Genomic DNA, 14558 nt, shown 5'->3' with positions numbered 1-14558 from the left:
CGCCCCGGCTACGAAACCCCTCGCCAAATGGGTTTCTCTCCTACAGCTCGGTCGTCGCGGTCAGCGCGATTCGGATGGCGCGCTCGACGTTGTTCTTCGCCTTCTCCGGGAGCTCGTCGTCCTCGGTCTCGCCCTTCTGGGTGCCCTCCACGAGGTTGCCGTCGACGGTACAGATGGCGCCCGCGCGCAGTCCCTTCCGGCGCGTGATGGAGAAGACTGCGGCGGCCTCCATCTCGACGGAGAGGAGGCCAGCGGCCTCCCAGTCCTCGACGTAGGCGTCGGTCTCGGCGTAGAACGCGTCGTCGGAGGCGATGGGCCCGACGTGGACGTCCTCGTCGTTGGCTTCGGCGGCGTCGACCAGCCCCGACAGCACGTCGTAATCCGGGACGGCCGGATACTCCACGGCCTCGTACCGGCGGCTCGTCCCCTCGTTCTTCGCGGCCCCGGTGGCGACGATCATGTCACCGATCTCGATGCCCTCCTGTAGCGCGCCCGTGGTGCCGACGCGGATGAACGTCTCGACGCCCACCGCAGCGAGTTCCTCCACGGCGATCGCTGCGGAGGGACAGCCGATACCCGTGGAACAGATGGTCAGGTCGCGCCCCTCGAACGTGGCGTTGACGACCTTGTACTCGCGGTTCTCGGCGATGACCTCCGAAGAGTCACACTGCCCCGCGATGCGGTCGACCCGACCGGGGTCCCCCGGGATGAGCGCGATGTCGTGTACGTCTCCCTCCTCGACGAGCAGGTGCGGCTGTTTGGCCATATCGAGCCTCCAACCGCGCGGGTGAAAACGCCCTCGGTTACCGATACCGCTCCAGCAGGTCGCGCTCCTCGCGGATGAGTTCGGCGACGCCGTGGGTCATCACGGCCTCGCCGAGCGTGGTCGCGGTGTAGTACGAGTAGAGCCCATCCGCGCCGCGTTCCCGGCGCTTCCGGTTGGCGACGAGCCCCACGGATTCGAGTTCGTCGAGGTGGTAGTGGAGCCGGTTGGAGGGCGTGTCGAGTCGCTCTGCCAGCTCCGAGGCGCTCAGTTTACCCTCGCGCAGGAGCTCGGCGAGCGCGCGATAGCGGGTCTCCTGGCCGACGGCGCGCTGCATCGCGAGGTACTCCTCGAGGGTGAGCACGCTGTCCGCCGGGAGGTCGGGGGCATCGTAGCGTTTCGCGTGGGCCATTGCCTCTATCGAACTGTACCACGACAGTACCTATAACACTTCTTGAGTCAACAAACCCTGAAAACAACTGCCTTTATATAATGTCGTCGAGAGCCTCCACCAATGCGCGACCGCCTGCTCCGCGAACTCTCGCCGACGCGCTATCGGCGATTTCTCGTCTACGTGATGGGGCCGTACAAGAGCCACGACCCCGCGGACGAGGCGTTCACGTTCCTCGAACGGACCCGTGACGGGCTCCGCGCGGAGGGGTTCAACGCCTTCCTCGCGACCGACCCCGAGATTCCCCTGGAGGAACTCGACGCGGGCACCCAGACCATCGAGTTCGCCCGCGCGAGCAACGTCGTCGTGTTCGTCGTCCGGCGCGAGACGATGAACCTCGGGGTGGGCATCGAGACGGGTGCCGTCCTCGAAGACCTCTCGGAGCGCGCTCCCGAGCGCGTGCTGTTCTGTCACGCGCAGGGCGTCAGGAGTGCGATGATCGCCTCGGTCGCGGACCGCTGGGACGCCGTGGTCAAGACGTTCGAGGACGAGGCGGGGTTGCGCGACGAGGTGCGCTTGTTCGTCAGGGACGTGATGCGGCGCGAGACGACCGGCGAACTCCCGTTCCCACCGGGGTCAGAGACTCGCGATGAGTAGCGGAATCCACAGGGCGAGCGCGACGACGTAGACGCTCGCCGAGATGACCCAGTCGGTTCGGACCTGCTCGCCGCGCTGGTTCGCGCTCTTCCCGAACTGCGGGAAGACGAGGTACGCGAAGAACGCGACGAGGAACCCGTACGTGACGAGCGTCGCGAGGAAGTGCGGGACGAGCCGGAGGCCGACGCCCGTGAGCGCCGCGGTGAACGGCAGGACCGACTCGAAGCCGATGGCGAGCAGCGTGAACAGCACGCCGCCGAGGATGCCCGCGGAGTAGTGAACGCCTGAGGCCAGTTTCGGGTCGACTTCGTCGAGCGGCTGCCCGGTGAGCGCCCCCGCGGCGATGAACGGGGGGGTCGAGCCCTCCGGGCGCCGCTGCATCGGGATGTTCATGATGACCGTCGCGAGGAGGCCGGCGACCGCGCCGATGGCCACCCGGCCGGTGGTCGTGGGCACGTCGTTGATGTGCAACACGAAGGGGTCCATTTGGCGGCCCTACGGGGGCGACGACTAAAACCCGGGGCGTTCGCCGGCGAGGACGGCCTCGACGCGCTCCCACGAGAGGTCGGTCTTCGGACCCTCGGTCGCCGCCCCGAGCGCGCCGCAGGCGTTCGCCACCGCTAGCATCCGCTCGGGGTCAGCGCCCTGCAAGCGGGCGGCGATGAACCCTGCGGCGAAAGCGTCGCCTGCGCCCGTCGTGTCGACGGCCGGCAGGTCGAACCCCGGGTGGCTGTACGTCGCCTCCGGCGTTCGGAGTCGCGAGCCGGACGCGCCGAGTTTCGTGACGACCTCGCGGTCGTCGGGGAGGTCGCCGAGCGCCTCGGCCTCGACCCGGTTGAGCAGCAGGAGGTCCGCGTGTTCGATGACGGGGCCGAAATCGCGGTCGGTGAGCCGGCGGCCGGGGTCGGCGGACACCGGGATGCCGGCGTCGCTCGCGACTTCGGCGATGCGGGCGGCGGTGTCGGGCCGCTGGGAGGTGAGGTGGACGTGGTCCGCGCCGTCGACCACGTCGGGGTCGATGTCGTCGGGGCCGAGCGCCTCGTTGACGCCCGGGGCACCGAGGACGGCCACCCGCCCCTCGTCGTCGACGAGCAGGTACTTCGTCGTCGTGACGCCCTCCGTGGTGACGACGCCCGAGAGGTCGACCCCGGAGCGGTCGAGGTCACGGCGTGCGAACTGCCCGTGTTCGTCGTCGCCGACGCTCCCGAGCAGCGCGGCCTTGCAGTTCAGGCCGACGAGCCCGACCGCGACGTTCCCGGCGCTCCCGCCGCCGCCCTGCCGTGTCGCCCGGACTGCCGACTCACCGTCCGGGGTCGGGAGGCGGTCGACGCGGAGCGTCACGTCCCAGTTGACGTGGCCGGCACACAGCACGCGAGGCATCCCTTCCGAGTGCGACGCCGCGCGATAAAAAGGCACCCGTCGCGGGGATCAGGCGAGCGCGAACAGCACGAGGTTGTGCGCGCCCGGCCCGAGGCCGACGGCGGCGACGACGCCCAGCAGGAGCGACCCCTCTCCGGGTGCCTCGCGGACGTAGTCGACGAACAGGGAGACGACGACCGCCGCGAGCAGGAGCTTCACGAGGACGAACAGCCACGCTTCGCCGAGGAAGGCGGCAGGCGGGAGGTCGGCACCGAACTCGATGACGACGTTCGACAGCGGGGTCTGTTCGCCGAACCCGAGGTGGGTGCCGACGGCGGTCGAGACGCCGTCGAGGACGTGGCCGAACACCACGAGCAGCCCGAGCGTGCCGGTGACGCCGGCGTCGAACCGGTCGCGGAGGACGACCCACGTCACCCCGGCGAGCAGTACGGTGACGACGAGGCCGACGCCCGGCCAGAACAGCGAGAGCCCGTCGCCCGTGAGGCCGACGACGGCCGCGTACGCGAGCAGTGCGCCGGCGACGAGGCCGCCGGTCGCAGCGAGCGTGCCGGGCACCGACGGGAGGTCCCAGCGGTCGGCGGGTTGACCCAGCGCCGCGAGCCAGACGAGCCCCGCGAGCACGAAGGTGGTCGCGTAGACGATCGGGTTGCCGAACAGCGGTTCGATGGGGGCGGGGACGGCGCCGACCTGGAACAGCGCGTAGCCGGTCGCGCCGGCGACCATCCACGGGGCGAACGCCGCGACCACCCGTGGGGTGACGCGCGGGCCGCGCCGGTAGAGCAGCCCGGCGACGCCGAGGGTCCCGACCACCACCGCGAGCAGATACGGCAGCGGCGGCAGCGCGAACCCCGACGGGAGCAGTGGCATACCTCCGTGGGGTAACGGAACGGCTGAAAGCATTGCGGTCGTGGCGTGCCGTCGCCGAGCGGCCTATACATTTCCAGACCCAACCGACTGTGTGGCAACGACACCTCCCGAGTACCGTCCCGGGGTGTGCAACATCGGCGGCAGCGAGCGCCGCCACCGCTACCGGCTGGCGGCCGCCGCGTACCTCGTCGCGCTCGTGTACGCGGCGGTCGTCCTCGTCTCCGACACGCCGACGTTCCTGCTCGTCGGGCTCGTCGTGCCGCTGTCGCTCGGTACCGAGTGGCTGCTGCAGGCTCGACGGGCGTTCTGTGCGGGGCTCGCGCTCTCCGGGCGGTTCAGTTTCGACGGCCAGCGCGGGACAGTACCCGACGACGCACAGCCGAGCGACCGGCGGTACGGGTTCCGACTGTTCCTCGTCGGTCTCGGCGTCGGCGCGGTCGCGACGGCCGTCGTCTACGCCGGCGCGACGCTCGTCGCTTGAGCTTACGTCACTCCGCCCACGGCTGGTCGACGCTCTCGCCGTACAGTTCGCGCATCAGCGTGACGATGCTCTCAGGTGGGAACTGCCCCTGTTCGGTGACGATGGCGTCGATGTGTCGCGGCGGGGTCACGTCGAACGCCGGGTTTCTGACCTCGATGTCGCCGATCTCCTCGCGCGTTTCTGCGTCGATGACCTCGCTCTCGGCGCGCATCTCTATCTCGACGGCCTGCCCAGTGAGCGTGTCGGGGTGGAGTTTGATGGTCTGGGCGGCGACCATGATGGGCGTCCCGCGGTCCCGCGCGGAGACGGCGAGCCCCGAGGTGCCGATCTTGTTGATGACGCTCCCGTCGGCGGCGATGGAGTCGGCACCCACAAGCACGTGGTCGACGTCGTTCAGGTAGCGGTGCGCCGCGTTGTCGACGATGAGCGTGACGGGCACGCCGAGCTCGCGGAGCTCGCGGGCGGTGATGTGCCCCTGCTGTCGGGGTCGCGTCTCCTTCACGATGGCCTCGACGTGCTTGCCCTGCTCGATGGCAGCTCTGATGCAGGCCATCGCGTCCGTCGAGTGGCAGTGGGTCATCACCACGTCGCCGTCGCGGATGCGCCCCGCGCCGACGCGCCCCAGTTTCGACTGCGCCTGGTCGAGCTCACGGCGGAATCGGTCGGCACGCGCCGTGACCGACCCGCGGAGCGCCTCGACCGTGGTGCCCTCCATCCCGTAGAGGACGTAGCGGAGCGCGTTCGGCAGCGAGACCGCAGTCGGGCGAGTGTCGTAGAGAGCGCGGGCGGCCTCGCGCATCGACGCGCGGAACGCCTCGGGGGAGTCGGCCTCGGCTTCGCGGGCGTGGATCGCGAGCGCCGCAGCCGCCGCGTCGGCGATGGTCGCCGCCCCCCGAATCTCCATCTCCGCGATGGCTGTGGCGGTCTCCTCGACGTCCGGGTGGACCATGCGAACTCTTGGCCAGGTGAGGATAAAAACGCGGGGGAGCCAGTCTCGCTGTCACGTGGATGGTCGTGGACTCCATCTGTGGACGTACGTGTGAACCATTCAGATTGCGGTCGGTGTGTATGGTGACGCGTCAGGAGGAACATCTCTCAGCGGCCCGTCATCCATCGAGAGCCGTGCTGAACTCACAGCGCGAGTCGGTCGGACGTGTCAGCGATGATTCTTGAGACCCTTATCCTTCAGCACATCCTAGTCGCCGTACTGATGGCCGACACAGAACGCGAGTACCACGGCTACACCGCGATGGACTACGATGCGGACTGCGAGGCAGACGAGGTGTACCAGCGGTGTCTGTCCGCACTTCTCACGCACGCTCCAATCGACCGCGACGATACTGTGCTCGACATCGGGACGGGTACCGGTATCGTCGCACTCGAACTTGCGTCGAAGTGTGAGCACGTAATCGGGCGGGACATCTACGACGAGTGGCTCCAGTACGCCCGTGAGAAGGCTACAGAGCGCGGCATCGAGAACGTCTCGTTCGACCACGGGTCGTTCCGTGAACCGAACGTCGACGAACCGGTCGATGTGGTCGTTGCGAGCTATGCTCTGTACATGGCCTACGACGAGGGAGGCGAGGACGAATTACGCGCGGCCATCGACGGTCTCGCGGGGTTACAACCACACTGTGTAGTGGTTGCTGACAAGATGTGCTTCGGGCCGACGGGAACCCCCAGCGACTACGAAACGGTGCCACGGATGGGAACTGTCGCCAATCTCCTCGCAGGCGCAGGCTTCACGCTCACCGACGTCGAAATCATCACCGAATCGGTCGGGGTCCTCATCGCCACCCGATAGCGCCATATCAGCGACGAACTGCCGAAATATCGGTCTCACGTGTGTTCCGAACGTAGTACGGATATCCCGTACACCCCTGCTGCATACACCCTCTGTATCTCGCACGTCCGTTCTGGCGGATAGCCGGTAGAATACGCCACGAATTGATAATTCGGGCGTCTGTATCGACCACGGCAGCCATGGGAGTGTCCTGCTCGCGCGAACCCAGGAGTCCTCGTGCTGGTGTCAGCCACATGCCTCCCCAACCGATTCCGCCGCTTGACTCCGCCTCGCTCCGTCATCCCTCGCGCGGTACTGGCTCGCAGACGAGACTGCTCGCCAGCACGCGCTACAGCATCCGCGAGCGAAGCGAGCGGTTCCCCCGAGCGCGCTGTCGGCGCGCTCGGCCTTTTTTTGGCCCTTCCGAGTCGCCGCTGGCGATCTGGAAGCCTGCTGGACCTCCGGTCCAGCAATGCAGATTTGTTGCGCGAGCGGTCGCCGAAGGCGACCCGAGCGTAAAAAGGTGGAACGGTGGAATCGGAGACTTTTCACCGCCAGACGTTGGGGAGGGGATATGAACCGGGAGGAGTTCGCCGCACGCATCGACCACACCGTTCTCGGGCCGGAGACGACGCCCGCGGACGTCCAGCGGGTCTGTGACGAGGCGCTCGAACACGGCATGAACGTCTGTATTCCGCCGTGTTACGTCGCCGAAGCCGACGACTACGCGACGGACCTGACCATCGCCACCGTCGTCGGGTTCCCGCACGGCAACCACGCGACGGGCGCGAAGGAGGCCGAGGCCGAACTCGCGTGGAAGGACGGGGCCGACGAGATAGACATGGTCATCAACGTCGGCCGGCTGAAAGCCGGCGACGACGGAACCGTCCGCGAGGACATCGCGAGCGTCGTCGCCGCGGTCCCGCTCCCCGTGAAGGTCATCGTCGAGGCGCCGCTTCTGACGGACGAGGAACTCGACCGTGCCTGCCGACTCGCGCAGGAGGCCGACGCGGCGATGGTGAAGACGGCAACGGGCTTCTCGGTGGGCGGTGCGACCATCGAGGACGTCGAGCGGATGGCGAACTACCTCCCCGTCAAAGCCTCCGGTGGCATCGGCTCGTACGAGAAGGCGATGGCCATGATAGAAGCGGGTGCCGAGCGCATCGGGGCGTCCTCCGGCGTCGAGATTCTGCGCGGTTACCCCGACGACTGAGCGTCGAGTCGCTGTAGCTCCGTTTTGCGGTTGTCCGAGTCGGTCCCCCCGTTCGGGTCGCGTTTCACCTCGACGGCCGCGTACAGCGACCCGTCGGCCGCCACGAGTTGGCCGACGTACTCGCCGAGGTCGGCCGTGAAGCGCGCGGGTTCGATACGCGTTCCACCGACGCCGAGGCCGCCACCGAGCTTCAGCGCGCGGAGCTTCGCCCCACCCGTGTAGACCGTGTCGTCGACGATGACCGGCGGGTGGTCGCCAGTCGTGCCGAGGCTCACGGCCCACTGTTTGTTGCCGGTTTCGGCGTCGAGCGCGTGGAGCGAGCGGCCGCCGTCGGCGTAGACGGTGTCGTGGGCGGCGCCAATACCGCCCTTCGCGAAGCCGCCGATATCGGTCGACCACTCGATGGCACCGCGCTCGTTGAGCGCGTACAGGTTCCCGTCGAAACAGCCGACGTAGAGCCGACCGTCCGCGAACGTCGGCGGGCACTGCACCATGTCGGGCAGTGCCGTTCGCCAGTAGCCACCACCGTCGCCATCCGCGAGCGCGTACACGTCGCCGCCCTCGGTGACGGCGAACACCATCCCGGGCCGGTAGGCCAGCGTCTGTCGAACCTGGCCGAACACGTCTCGTTCCCACTCCAGGTCGCCCGTGTCGGTGTCGAACCGGTAGACGGTCTCGCCCGCGGCGACGAACAGTTCGTCACCACCGAAACCGGGCGTCGGCGCGAGATAGCCCGTCGGGTCGTCGAACTCGTAGCGCCACTGCTCGGTGCCGTCGTCGACCGCGAGCGCCCGGAGCGCATCGTCGCCAACGAGGTAGGCGACGCCGTCGAGGACGGTCGGGGCCGACCAGTAGACGGCGGCGTTCTCGTCCGGGTCCGCTCGCCACCGAATCTCGCCCGAGGCGGCGTCGACCGCGAGCACGTCGTTTCCAACGGGGAGGAACACCGTGTCCTCTGCGACCGACGGCGGGCCGGTCGGCATGAGTACCTCGGTCCGCCACACCGTCTCCACCCCCGAACGAGGCGCCGTTCCCTCGGGGATGTACCGGGTGTTCGCCGCGTCGTGGCCGGGCATCGGCCAGTCGCGTGCGTCGCCGGCGTCGGCCGCGACGGCGTCGTAGTCACTCCCCGAACAGCCCGCCAGCCCGGCGGTCGCGGCGGTGCCGAGCGCCGCCACGTAGCTCCGGCGGTTCATGCGGCCTCCAGCGCGAGCAGGTGAGCAGTCGACTCGTCGGTCTTGGCCGTGACGTACAGCACGCCGTCGTCGAGGACGGGCGCGTTCACCGGGCCGTAGAGCGAGTGTTCGAATCGGAGCGCGGGGCCACTCCCGACCGAGGGCGTCGGGTCGAACGCGTACAGCGCGTCACCGCCGACGAACAGCGTGTCGCGCGCCAGCGCGGGTGCGGTGTGCCGCCAGTCGCCGGTGTCGTGGGTCCACCGCTCCTCGCCGGTCTCGGGGTCGATGGCGACGAGTCCCCGGGTTCCGGCGGCGTAGAGGTACTTGTTCACGGCGAGGCCGGCGTTCGCCCAGCCGGTCTCGGCCGACCAGTCGATGTCCAGTTGGGACGTGTTCTCCAGCGAGATACCGTACGTCCGGCTGTCGAGACAGTTGACGTAGACGCCGTCGGAGTGGGCGGTCGGCGGGGCTTGCGGGCGAGACGGGAGGTCCCACTCGCCCCAGCCGGTGCCCTCGGGGTCGAGCGCGTACAGTTTCCCCGCCTCGGTGACGACGCACGCAAAGTGCGCCTTGTAGATGGCGGCGGGGCCGACGACCCTGCCGAACAGTCGACGAGACCACTCGACCTCGCCGGTCGTGGCGGTGAGTCGATGGACGTGTTCGTCGGCTCCGACGAGCAGTTCGTCGCCGCCGTGTGTCGCCGGCGTCGCGACCGGTCCTGGGGTGTCGAACTCGGTGCGCCACCGCTCGGTGCCGTCCTCGACGGCGAGCGCCCGGACGTGCCCCACCCCCCCGACGTAGACGGTGTCGTCGTGGACCAGCGGGAGCGTCCGGGCGTCGGTCGCCCGCCACAGCTCCGTGCCGTCGGCGGCGTCGTAGACGACGAGGTCCTCACCACCGAGACGGTGGAACACGCGGCCGTCCGCGACGACCGGCTCGGCACGGTTCAGGTCGCCCACTTCGACGCGCCACCGCTCGGTCACGCCGTCGACCGGGGCCTGCCCATCGGCGACCTCGCGGGTGTTGCCGGCGTTACAGCCGAAACTCGACCACGCCCCGTCCGCGCCGTGGATGTGGTTCTCGGGGTCCGGGTCCGGGCCGTCGTCGGGGGTCGGTGGCTCGTCGGGCTGGCTCGCCACCCCGGAGCAGCCGGCGAGTCCTACAAGGAGCCCGCCACCGGCTGCGGCTAGCGTTTCACGTCTGGAGGACATCGTGTTCGCCTGTCAACCGACGGACCAAAGCTCTTCTGTCCGACGCGTTCCGTCACCCTCTTGCCGTCGCGCACGTAGGTGAAAACGAATGGCCCGCTACCACATCGAGACGTACGGCTGCACCTCGAATCGCGGTGAGAGCCGCGAGATCGAGCGCCGGCTGCGCGACGCGGGCCACCACCGCACGCCGCTGGGGGAGGCGGACGTGGCCATCCTCAACACCTGCACCGTGGTCGAGAAGACCGAGCGGAACATGCTCCGGCGCGCGGAGGAACTCGACGACGAAGTCTCGGACCTCATCGTCACCGGCTGCATGGCGCTCGCCCAGGGCGAGGAGTTCGCCGAGGCAGACATCGACGCCCAGATTCTCAACTGGGACGACGTGCCTGCGGCGGTGACGAACGGCGAGTGCCCGACGCCGACGCCCGATTCCGAACCCATCCTCGACGGGGTCATCGGCATCCTCCCCATCGCCCGCGGCTGCATGAGCAACTGCTCGTACTGCATCACGAAGTTCGCGACCGGGCGCATCGACTCGCCGCCCGTCGAGGAGAACGTCCGGAAGGCGGAGGCGCTCGTCCACGCCGGCGCGAAGGAGATTCGCGTGACGGGCCAGGATACGGGGGTGTACGGCTGGGACCAGGGTGAGCGAACGCTCCCCGAACTCCTCGACCGCATCTGCGACATCGACGGCGAGTTTCGAGTCAGAGTCGGGATGGCGAACCCCGGTGGTATCCACGGCATCCGCGAGGAGCTCGCCGACGTGTTCGCTCGCAACGACAAGCTCTACGACTTCATCCACCTCCCCGTCCAGTCGGGGTCGGACGAGGTCCTGGAGGAGATGCGCCGCCAGCACCGCGTCGACAAGTTCAGAGAGATCGTCGAGACGTTCGACTCACGTCTGGAGCACTGGACGCTCTCGACCGACTTCATCGTCGGCTTCCCCACCGAGACCGACGCGGACCACGAACTGAGCATGGACCTCCTGCGCGAGGTTCGTCCCGAGAAGATCAACGTCACGCGGTTCTCGAAGCGCCCGGGGACCGACGCCGCCGACATGAAGGGGCTCGGCGGCCAGACGAAGAAGGACCGCTCGAAGGCGATGTCGGCGCTGAAGATGGACGTGGTCGCCGAGGCGTACGACGAACTCGTCGGCACCCGGCGAGAGGTGCTCGTCGTCCAGCCGGGCCACGGCGACTCGGTGAAGTGTCGCGATTCGGCCTACCGCCAGATCGTCGTCCAGAACGCCTCCGAGTACGGTATCGAGCCGGGCGACTTCATCGAGGTCGAGGTCCTCTCCGGCGAGACGGTCTACGCGTTCGGGAAGCCCGTGTCGTCGCCTGCGGAGTCCGAGGAAGCGGCGGCCGCCGACTGAGACCCCTCCGCGATTCTCTGTCGGGCGTGTCGCGCAATGTTCTCGTCTCTAGTACAGTTCAGCGACGCTAGATACTGCTATCGTCGCTGGTGACCTACCCTCTCCATGAGTTCTACACACCGAATCGACGAGGGGACCCGTCTCACCCCCGCGGAGGCGTTCGGTATCGTCGGGAACGAGACGCGCCTCACCATCTTGCAGGTGCTCGTCGATAACGGGGAGCGCCCGATGACGTTCTCGGACCTCCGCAAACGCGTTGGAATGCGCGACGGCTCACAGTTCAACTACCACCTCAAGAAGCTCGAGGGTCCGTTCGTCACGAAGACCGACGGCGGCTACGAAATCCGCCACGCTGGCGTCAACGTGATTCGGACCATCGTCGAGGGGTCGTTCACCGAGCATCCACGGATTGCGCCGTTCGAGACGGGTGGCGCGTGCGTCGTCTGCGACGCACCGCTCGTCGCGGAGTACGACCACGAGATGGTGTTCATCCAGTGCTCCTCGTGCGAAGTGATGCACGCGATGGGGATGTTTCCGCCCGGGGGTGTCGTCGGCCGGACCGGCCACGAGCTGCTCGCCGCGTTCGAGAAGTGGCAACGTCACGACTTCGCCCTCTCGTCGAACGGTGTGTGTTCGATGTGTGGGGGGCGGATGGACGCGATCCTGATTCGGAACCCGGAAGAGGTCCACATCGGGGGGCTGGACCTCGTCGCGTCGGACTTCCTGATGTTCGGCTTGGGGATGAAGTATCCGTGTACCCAGTGTGACGCCTGGGACTACGGGACCCCAGGGATGCACCTGCTCACGAACCCGACCGTGGTCGAGTTCCACCGTGAGCACGGTATCGACCTGCACGCGGTCCCGTACTGGGAACCGGAGTGGTGTATCAGCAACGAGCGGACGACCGTCGTCAGCGAGGAGCCACTCCGAATCGAGGTGGCGATTCGGCTCGACGACGAGGAACTCCGGGTCACGCTCGACGAGGCGTTCGAGGTTCGTGCGATGGAACAGGTGCCCGCGTCGCCCTGAGTGGGACCGCCTCTGGTCGATGGTGGTCGAGGTTCTCTCCGGCTGCGTGGGTCGAGCGTGAGCGACGAGTCGAGGATGCCATCGGCTGTTCTACGCGTACGTCGGCAGCCAACTATCCGTGCCGTCGCCACGTCGATGCCTCTCAGAAGTGTTGAGTGCAAAGTTGGTGCTACGGTCGACGACGGGACACCAACGAATGAACGTCGGTGCGAAAGGTGGCCATCGACCGGCTGCCGACTTGCTTGTGGGCGTAGTGGAAGCTCCCGGATAAACCTGCCGAGGCCCGCGTGCCACCTGAGCCAACCGACCAGTTTTGCTCACACCCCTCGACTGTCGGATATGCCTCCCGCTCCCGACTATCGACTCGACGCGACAGCCGAAACGGTCCACTACGACTGGAACCGTGACCGCACTCCCGTCCTGACCGTCGAGTCGGGCGACATCATCGAGGTCGAGTGCCGTGACGCGGCCGACGGCCAACTCCCCCGCGACGCGACGCCCGAGAACGTGCTCGCCCTCGACTTCCAGGGGCACGCGCTCACCGGCCCGGTCGCCATCGCGGGGACCGACCCGGGTGACACGCTCGCGGTCGACGTCCTCGACCTCGAGCACCACGGCGTCGGCTGGACGTACGCGTACCCCAGCGAGCGGGAGCAGGGCCTCCTCCCCGAGGCGTTCGCCGACGCCGCGGTCCACACGTGGGCCCTCGACGGCGACGTGGGCCACTTCGTCGAGGGAATCGAGGTTCCCCTGCATCCGTTCCCGGGCGTCCTCGGGGTCGCCCCCGCCGAGCCAGGTCCACACGCCACGGTCCCGCCACGGTGCGTCGGCGGCAACCTCGACATCAAACACCTCACCGCGGGGAGCACGCTGTACCTCCCTGTCGAGGTCGCTGGTGGGCTGTTCTCGGTCGGGGACTGTCACGCTGCGCAGGGTGACGGCGAGGTCTGTGTCACGGCCATCGAGGCGCCGATGACCGTCCGACTGCGTCTGCGACTCGTCGACAGGGCGGTCGACGGACCCGTCTTCGAGACCGACGGGCCGTTCGAGCCGGCGGGCGGCGGTCGGACGGTCGCCACGTCGGGGGTCGCTCCCGACCAGCACCAGGCGACGAGAGAGGCCGTCAGCGAACTCGTCGAACTGGTTCACGACGAGTACGGGATCTCGCGGGCCGAGGCGTATCTGCTCTGTTCGGTGGCGGCGGACCTGAAAGTGAACGAGGTCGTCAACGAGAACGTCGTCGTCTCGGCGTACCTCTCGCGGGCGCTGTTCGACTAGTCGCGGATGCCCGCGAGCCGGTCGACCTCCGCGTCGTCTTTCCACTCGCCGAGCTCCTTCGGGTCGACGTGGACGAACACGTCGTCCACCTCGGGGAGCTCGCGAATCGAGTTCATCACGGCGGTCTCGATGGCGTGTGCCTCGTTGAGGGTCTTCTCACCCTCCACTTCGATGTGGAGCGAGACGTCGATCTCCGGGCCGACGTAGTGGGCGATGACGTCGTGTGCACCTTGCACGTCGGGGTGTTCGAGCGCGCGGCGGATGATCTCCTTTCTGAGGTCCTCGGGCGGGGCAGCGCCCACGAGATACGAGACGTTGTCGCGGACGATGTCGACGCCCGTGTAGACGACGGCGACGGCGACCACGCCCGCGGCGAGCGGGTCGAGCAGGGGTGCGCCCAGTTGGGCGCCGACGACGCCGACGAGCGCCGCCCCTGCCGTCAGGATGTCGTTGCGGTTGTCGACGGCGGTCGCCGTGAGTGCCGGCGAGCGATACTGGTCTGCGATGTCGAGGACGTAGCGGTAGAGGCCGAACTTCACCAGCGCCGCTGCGCCTAGCACCACGCCGGCGACCGGGCCGCGGGCGACGGTCACGTCACCCGACAGCAGGGTCGTGCCGGCGTTGTAGAGGATGGCGCCGCCGGCGGCGAAGATGCCGAGCGCGACCACGAGCGAGACGAACGGCTCGATGCGCTCGTGGCCGTGCGGGTGCTCGAAGTCCGGAGGCTGGGTCGTGAGGTAGAGCCCCGCGAGGACGATGATCGAGTAGGCGGCGTCGGCGAGGCTGTTGACGGCCTCCGAGCCGACGGCGAGGCTCCCCGTCCAGTAGTAGACGAGTCCCTTGGCGAGCGCGAGCAGGAGGTTCGCGCCGAGGATCACGAGTCCGACCCGTCGGAGCGCCCGCGAACGTGCCATTGGCAAGCGTTGGAGTGGTCGGTGGAAAGGCGTATCGC

General features: G+C 68.2%; 16 protein-coding genes. 7 read left to right on the top strand and 9 right to left on the bottom strand.

Annotated elements, in window-relative coordinates:
• Positions 1-40: 40 nt before the first annotated feature.
• Positions 41-766: a guanosine phosphorylase gene (locus tag NL126_RS02175; RefSeq protein ID WP_255197264.1), complete on the bottom strand. Its 726-nt coding sequence runs from the start codon at positions 764-766 to the stop codon at positions 41-43.
• 37 nt (positions 767-803) lie between these two features.
• Complete coding sequence (locus NL126_RS02170; RefSeq protein WP_255197263.1) at positions 804-1175, bottom strand: winged helix-turn-helix domain-containing protein; 372 nt, start codon at positions 1173-1175, stop codon at positions 804-806.
• A gap of 102 nt (positions 1176-1277) precedes the next feature.
• On the opposite strand from NL126_RS02170, the gene NL126_RS02165 reads away from it, so the two are divergent.
• Positions 1278-1811 carry a DUF7509 family protein gene (locus tag NL126_RS02165; protein WP_255197262.1) on the top strand — a complete coding sequence of 178 codons (534 nt, stop codon included), beginning with the start codon at positions 1278-1280 and terminating at the stop codon, positions 1809-1811.
• On the opposite strand, the gene NL126_RS02160 is transcribed toward NL126_RS02165, so the two are convergent.
• Genes NL126_RS02160 through NL126_RS02150 form a run of 3 tightly spaced genes read right to left on the bottom strand, consistent with a single transcriptional unit; the run spans position 1791 to position 4058 of the window.
• Complete coding sequence (locus tag NL126_RS02160) at positions 1791-2297, bottom strand: hypothetical protein (protein WP_255197261.1); 507 nt, start codon at positions 2295-2297, stop codon at positions 1791-1793. The genes NL126_RS02165 and NL126_RS02160 overlap by 21 nt on opposite strands.
• Positions 2298-2321: 24 nt before the next feature.
• The gene (locus tag NL126_RS02155; RefSeq protein ID WP_255197260.1) at positions 2322-3191 is read right to left on the bottom strand and encodes an ATP-dependent ribose-1-phosphate kinase; all 870 of its coding nucleotides are present in this window, start codon (positions 3189-3191) and stop codon (positions 2322-2324) included.
• Positions 3192-3239: 48 nt separating this feature from the next.
• Positions 3240-4058 carry a DUF63 family protein gene (locus NL126_RS02150; protein ID WP_255197259.1) on the bottom strand — a complete coding sequence of 273 codons (819 nt, stop codon included), beginning with the start codon at positions 4056-4058 and terminating at the stop codon, positions 3240-3242.
• 91 nt (positions 4059-4149) lie between these two features.
• On the opposite strand from NL126_RS02150, the gene NL126_RS02145 reads away from it, so the two are divergent.
• On the top strand, positions 4150-4539 hold the full coding sequence (locus tag NL126_RS02145) for a hypothetical protein (RefSeq protein ID WP_255197258.1): 390 nt from the start codon (positions 4150-4152) through the stop codon (positions 4537-4539).
• A gap of 7 nt (positions 4540-4546) precedes the next feature.
• Here NL126_RS02145 and NL126_RS02140 read toward each other — a convergent pair whose 3' ends face one another.
• Positions 4547-5488: a ribose 1,5-bisphosphate isomerase gene (locus NL126_RS02140; protein ID WP_255197257.1), complete on the bottom strand. Its 942-nt coding sequence runs from the start codon at positions 5486-5488 to the stop codon at positions 4547-4549.
• 213 nt (positions 5489-5701) lie between these two features.
• Here NL126_RS02140 and NL126_RS02135 point away from each other — a divergent pair, with 213 nt between their 5' ends.
• Entirely contained in the window at positions 5702-6343 is a 642-nt protein-coding gene (locus NL126_RS02135; protein WP_350355477.1) for a class I SAM-dependent methyltransferase, read from the top strand.
• Between the two features lie 553 nt (positions 6344-6896).
• The gene (gene deoC / locus NL126_RS02130) at positions 6897-7535 is read left to right on the top strand and encodes a deoxyribose-phosphate aldolase (RefSeq protein WP_255197255.1); all 639 of its coding nucleotides are present in this window, start codon (positions 6897-6899) and stop codon (positions 7533-7535) included.
• Here the strand turns inward: deoC and NL126_RS02125 are convergent.
• A complete protein-coding gene (locus tag NL126_RS02125; RefSeq protein WP_255197254.1) occupies positions 7520-8731 on the bottom strand; it encodes a PQQ-binding-like beta-propeller repeat protein in 1212 nt (403 codons plus the stop codon). The two genes, deoC and NL126_RS02125, sit on opposite strands and share 16 nt — an antisense overlap.
• On the bottom strand, positions 8728-9924 hold the full coding sequence (locus NL126_RS02120) for an outer membrane protein assembly factor BamB family protein (RefSeq protein ID WP_255197253.1): 1197 nt from the start codon (positions 9922-9924) through the stop codon (positions 8728-8730). Before NL126_RS02120 ends, NL126_RS02125 begins: the two co-directional genes overlap by 4 nt.
• Positions 9925-10012: 88 nt before the next feature.
• Between NL126_RS02120 and NL126_RS02115 the strand changes: the two genes are divergently transcribed.
• From NL126_RS02115 to NL126_RS02105, 3 genes are all read left to right on the top strand, one after another.
• Positions 10013-11299: a tRNA (N(6)-L-threonylcarbamoyladenosine(37)-C(2))-methylthiotransferase gene (locus NL126_RS02115; protein WP_255197252.1), complete on the top strand. Its 1287-nt coding sequence runs from the start codon at positions 10013-10015 to the stop codon at positions 11297-11299.
• Positions 11300-11404: 105 nt separating this feature from the next.
• Positions 11405-12328, top strand: coding sequence for an ArsR/SmtB family transcription factor (locus NL126_RS02110; RefSeq protein WP_255197251.1), 924 nt, complete (start codon positions 11405-11407; stop codon positions 12326-12328).
• A 339-nt stretch (positions 12329-12667) separates the two neighbouring features.
• Positions 12668-13606 (top strand): acetamidase/formamidase family protein, encoded by a 939-nt coding sequence (locus NL126_RS02105; RefSeq protein ID WP_255197250.1) that lies wholly within the window; start codon positions 12668-12670, stop codon positions 13604-13606.
• On the opposite strand, the gene NL126_RS02100 is transcribed toward NL126_RS02105, so the two are convergent.
• Positions 13603-14520, bottom strand: coding sequence for a cation diffusion facilitator family transporter (locus tag NL126_RS02100; RefSeq protein ID WP_255197249.1), 918 nt, complete (start codon positions 14518-14520; stop codon positions 13603-13605). The genes NL126_RS02105 and NL126_RS02100 overlap by 4 nt on opposite strands.
• Positions 14521-14558: the final 38 nt, after the last annotated feature.

Source organism: Halorarius litoreus, assembly GCF_024362405.1.
In the GTDB taxonomy this organism is placed as follows: Archaea; Halobacteriota; Halobacteria; order Halobacteriales; family Haloarculaceae; genus Halorarius; species Halorarius litoreus.
This window is presented reverse-complemented; position numbering and strand designations above follow the sequence as displayed.

Bases quoted from the DNA above. Each gene is read 5' to 3' on its own strand.
- NL126_RS02125 (WP_255197254.1), bottom strand. From the start codon at position 8,731: ATGAACCGCCGGAGCTACGTGGCGGCGCTCGGCACCGCCGCGACCGCC.
- NL126_RS02105 (WP_255197250.1), top strand. From the start codon at position 12,668: ATGCCTCCCGCTCCCGACTATCGACTCGACGCGACAGCCGAAACGGTC.
- NL126_RS02135 (WP_350355477.1), top strand. From the start codon at position 5,702: ATGATTCTTGAGACCCTTATCCTTCAGCACATCCTAGTCGCCGTACTG.
- NL126_RS02150 (WP_255197259.1), bottom strand. From the start codon at position 4,058: ATGCCACTGCTCCCGTCGGGGTTCGCGCTGCCGCCGCTGCCGTATCTG.
- NL126_RS02170 (WP_255197263.1), bottom strand. From the start codon at position 1,175: ATGGCCCACGCGAAACGCTACGATGCCCCCGACCTCCCGGCGGACAGC.
- NL126_RS02165 (WP_255197262.1), top strand. From the start codon at position 1,278: ATGCGCGACCGCCTGCTCCGCGAACTCTCGCCGACGCGCTATCGGCGA.
- NL126_RS02140 (WP_255197257.1), bottom strand. From the start codon at position 5,488: ATGGTCCACCCGGACGTCGAGGAGACCGCCACAGCCATCGCGGAGATG.
- NL126_RS02120 (WP_255197253.1), bottom strand. From the start codon at position 9,924: ATGTCCTCCAGACGTGAAACGCTAGCCGCAGCCGGTGGCGGGCTCCTT.
- NL126_RS02175 (WP_255197264.1), bottom strand. From the start codon at position 766: ATGGCCAAACAGCCGCACCTGCTCGTCGAGGAGGGAGACGTACACGAC.
- NL126_RS02100 (WP_255197249.1), bottom strand. From the start codon at position 14,520: ATGGCACGTTCGCGGGCGCTCCGACGGGTCGGACTCGTGATCCTCGGC.
- NL126_RS02160 (WP_255197261.1), bottom strand. From the start codon at position 2,297: ATGGACCCCTTCGTGTTGCACATCAACGACGTGCCCACGACCACCGGC.
- NL126_RS02110 (WP_255197251.1), top strand. From the start codon at position 11,405: ATGAGTTCTACACACCGAATCGACGAGGGGACCCGTCTCACCCCCGCG.
- deoC (WP_255197255.1), top strand. From the start codon at position 6,897: ATGAACCGGGAGGAGTTCGCCGCACGCATCGACCACACCGTTCTCGGG.
- NL126_RS02155 (WP_255197260.1), bottom strand. From the start codon at position 3,191: ATGCCTCGCGTGCTGTGTGCCGGCCACGTCAACTGGGACGTGACGCTC.
- NL126_RS02115 (WP_255197252.1), top strand. From the start codon at position 10,013: ATGGCCCGCTACCACATCGAGACGTACGGCTGCACCTCGAATCGCGGT.